Genomic DNA, 4,376 nt, shown 5'->3' on the forward strand with positions numbered 1-4,376 from the left:
TTCCCTTGACTTTATCAGTGGAGTCGCTCAGAGCGGTCATAAAAATTATGGGTATATTTTGAGTTATCTTAGAAGCTTTGAGACGGCGACAAGTTTCAAAACCATCAATACCAGGCATCATGACATCAAGGAGTATCAAACTGGGTAAACTTAATTCTGCTTGAGTAATAGCTAATTCACCATCTGTGGCGATCGCTACTTCAAAGTCAGCATCACTTAATGCTTCTGAAAGAACTGCTAAGTTGGCAGGAGTATCATCTACTACTAAAATTAAATCTGAATTGTCCATAATACCAATTTAATAAATGTTTGTTACAAATGGTAGGGACGTTGCATGCAACGTCCCTACAGAAGAAGGAAGAAGGAAGAAGGGATAAACATTGAAAAAAAGGGATAAAGATAGAGATAACTATCTAAAATAAATTGGAGCAGCTATTTTTCAGTATATTCGTTCAAGACCCTCCTTTTTGTAGCATTCTTTTTTTTGCGTTGCTGATTTTAGGTATAAAATTGCTCAGAATGTAAGTTTTGAGTCCAAAATTAAGAGTGCAAATCATACCTATTTCCTACCCAAAGTTAGGGAAAAAACTCCTTCCTACCTCCTGACTCCTGACTCCTGACTCCTGACTCCTTTTTTATTATTTGATTTTTCTAAAGATTCTTGAATAAAGATGGTAATTTTTTTAATTTCAAAGTCTTTAGCTTGCTGAACAATACGATCGACAAAGGCAGCATAATCTTGATTTTCTTGTTCTAAGGTTTGAGCTGCTGCTACTAACTTTTTTAATCTACCTTGTTGAGCAAGTTGAAATAATTTTTCTAGGTCTGCTAGTGGGGGTAAGACCATATCTGCAGTAGTAGTTTCTGTTTTGCTACTATTTTGCTGATGTCGTAACTCAGTAGAACCAGGAGTAAGAAGAGATTCATATTTCCAGGTAATCTGTAAATGTTCTCCCAGTAGCTTAAACAATTTATCTGCTGCTACAGGTTTCTCTAGGAAAGCATCGCCACCAGCATCCAAACTATGGTCTTTAACCATTGAGGAAACAGATGCAGAAGAAACAATTACTGGAGTCGCCTTAAGTATTTCCGATTCTCTGATTTGCTTGACAAAGGTATATCCATCCATGACTGGCATCATTAAATCAGTAATAATTAAGTTTGGCTGCAACTGATTAGCCTTATTCAAACCATCTTCCCCATTTTCTGCTTCAATCACATTAAATTTTAGTGGTTCCAGTAACCCGACAATTACTGAGCGGTTTTCCCACTTATCATCGACAACTAACAAAGTTTGTGACTCCCCTTCATAACCAATTAATTGCTTTTCGGTGTTAGTCATAACTTTATGCTGCCACTCTTGCGCTAGAGGAAAATCGACTTCAAAGGTAAAAGTGCTGCCCACTCCTAATTCACTTGTAACTTGAATCTCGCTACCCATCAGACTGAGAATATTATGAGTAATAGCAAGTCCTAATCCAGTTCCTTCAGCGCATCGTTTCCCCTCACCAACTTGTTCAAAGGGTTGGAAAATTTTTTCCAAAGAATCTGGACTCATGCCAATTCCTGTATCCTTAATCTGGAAACGGAGTCTGACTTTATCTTCAGGTATTTGATATTCAGTTTGTTTTTGTACTGCCATAGAATCAATTACCTTTACCCTAAATGTCACTTTACCCTTTTGTGTAAATTTAGCAGCATTTCCTAATAAATTAATCAATACCTGACGTAATCTTTTAGGATCGGTTAAAATACCTTCTGGTAAATTGGTATCTGGTAAGTAAACAAAATCAACACCTTTTTTTTTCGTCCGAAGGCGAATAATTTCCCCAATTCCTGGGAGAAAAGATGGTAAATGAATCGGTTGTGGTTGCAATTCTAGTTTGCGGGCTTCAATTTTGGAGATATCCAGGATGTCATTAATCAGTGTGAGTAAATGGGAACCACACTGGTGAATAATCTTAATTCCTTTTTTTTCTTTTTCTCCCCAGGTCTGGGAACGATTGAGGATTTCAGCATAACCCAGAATTCCATTGAGGGGGGTACGGAGTTCGTGACTCATATTAGCTAAAAATTCGCTTTTGGCCTGATTAGCAGCATCAGCAGCTTGTCGCTTCTGTTCCAATGAATTGTAAGACTCAGCTAATTTAACTCCCATTTGATTAAATTCTTGGGCTAATTGCTCAATTTCATCACCAGTCTGAATATCCAAACGATAACTTAAATCCCCCATACCTAATTTTGTTGCACCAATTTGCAGGGTTTGAATCGAGCGAATTACTGGTAACAGTGTTAGGGAAAACTGACCAATGAAAATCAGCAACACTACCCCAATTAAACAGTAGGTGACAATAGTTGCATTTCCCTTAAATTGCATGGCAGCTTGTTGGCTAACAGCATCTTTTTGCCGTACTTCCTCCACCAAGGAGTTAAGGAAAAAGAGAATATCATCCTCGAATGAGTTGATAGCTTTGAAATCTTGCTTGACCCGAGAAGTAGAATAATTTTTATCTTCTACAATCTTATTCACTAAGCGGACAAGAAATTGATGACGACGACCTATCACTTCTGGTTTTTTAGATTCTGGTGTTAGCTGTTGAATCTCTTCCAAACTGCTCAAAAATTTTGACATATTTTGCTGATACTTGTTAAGATGAGCAGCACTCCGATCTAGTAAAAGATAGCCTTTCATTGCAGCAGTTTGCTTTTCTAGAGAAAGCTTAAGTGCTTGACTTTTACGAACTGCTTGATTGGTATGATTCCGGGTTTGCTCTATGGATTTTTCTATCCGCCTAATCAAGAGTGTACTACCTCCGAGTAAAGCAGCTACTAATCCCACAGAAATTGCTGTCGAAGCGATAAATTTAGTCAGAATTTTCATTTTTCAGCTACTTTTGTAAACTTCAGACGGCTATAGATTTGTCGTACTTCCTCGAAGTCTGAATCTTTAGCCAAGGTATAACCAGCAGATTCAGTACCACTTACGTCTACAACACCAACTGGGGCGTCAATTAAGGCTTCTTGCAGTTGCTCGATAACTTCTGGTGTGAACTTTTTGGTATTGATAACTATGGGGGGAGCAGGTATGGGGTTTGACTCCCAGATAATTTTGTACTTCGCATCAATTTTTCCCGATTGTTGACCCCGTAGGAAAGATTCCTTATCGTTAGTGACCGCATCTACCACACCATTTACTAAGTCTTCTGTTGCTTTATCGTGACTGCCAGAGTAGCGAATTTTAGAAAAATCTCTTGTGGGATCGATATCCGCATTTTGCAACCTATTCATGGGTATAAGAAACCCAGAAGTAGAAGATGGACTAACAAAACCAAAGCGTTTACCTTTTAAATCTTGCAGAGTTTCGATATTTTCGGCAGTATTGGCAACTATTACGCTAGTATACCAAGGTCTGCCACTTACTCTATCTATGGGTATAACTAACGGTTGGATATTGGGGTTGCGTTCGTTGGCTTTGATATAAGTAAGAGCAGCTAAATATGCCATATCTACCTCTTCTTTAACAATCAAATCGACTGCTTCTGCGTAATTTTTCGTAATTTGGAAATTAACCGTACGTTTGAGAATAGTTTCTAGATATTTAGCTAAAGGTTGTAATTTTTCTTGCTGCTTTTCGGGACTTTGCCAAGGAAGCACCGCTACTTGTAAAGGCTTACTAATAGGGGGATTAGGAGAGGAAATTTTTTCACCTTCAGAAGATTTATTAGAAGAAGTTGAAGTACAACTAATAGCGATCGTGCTAATAGATAACAGCAAGCTAAATACCAGGGAATATTTGATAAATCGATTGTTTGGCCACAAAATAAACTTCATCTATATAACCTTTTTGATAATTCTGGAAACTCTGAAAACTGAGTCTTTTCAATAGGATACTTTTAATATATTATACGCTATTCTTGATTTAAGTATACCAGCAGGATAAAATGTCACTATCTCCCAAGGGACTTGAAGAGAGTAGAATATTGACACAGGAATATATATAAAAGTAATCTCAAGGGTAAGAGCAATTTGATCAATGTTTGCTACAAATATTTAGGGTGTTTTTAGACCTCAGAATGAATAATATTACAATATTATTTATTAGGGATTTTAGTTTCTTAGTCAAAGAGATATCTAAATATCATGTCCGGTTAAATAATTATAAATAACGAGGGATAATTCAGGAGGTAATAGGGAAAAAAGAAAGTCTAAACAGGAGATTTTTTTATTACTAATTATTCGGACATGATATAATAGCAATTCTTTTAAGTCTTATTATTATAAGTAACATACTTTTTTGAAGCTTGGTATAAGCTAAAAAACATTTATATTTCAGGTAGTCCTGTAGATCTAGTAATTATATCATGTTCGGATAATCA

Annotated in this window: 3 protein-coding genes; all 3 read right to left on the reverse strand. The window is 36.6% G+C overall.

The features are described 5' to 3' along the window. Positions 1-289 (reverse strand): response regulator (locus tag F6K22_RS33465; protein ID WP_293108298.1); only part of this gene is annotated, 289 nt, incomplete at its 3' end. Positions 290-595: 306 nt separating this feature from the next. After that, positions 596-2,881, reverse strand: coding sequence for an ATP-binding protein (locus F6K22_RS33470; protein WP_293108301.1), 2,286 nt, complete (start codon positions 2,879-2,881; stop codon positions 596-598). Beyond that, positions 2,878-3,831 carry a substrate-binding domain-containing protein gene (locus tag F6K22_RS33475; protein WP_293108304.1) on the reverse strand — a complete coding sequence of 318 codons (954 nt, stop codon included), beginning with the start codon at positions 3,829-3,831 and terminating at the stop codon, positions 2,878-2,880. Before F6K22_RS33475 ends, F6K22_RS33470 begins: the two co-directional genes overlap by 4 nt. Positions 3,832-4,376 lie beyond the last annotated feature (545 nt).

Source organism: Okeania sp. SIO2F4 (assembly GCF_010672385.1).
Lineage (GTDB): Bacteria > Cyanobacteriota > Cyanobacteriia > Cyanobacteriales > Microcoleaceae > Trichodesmium.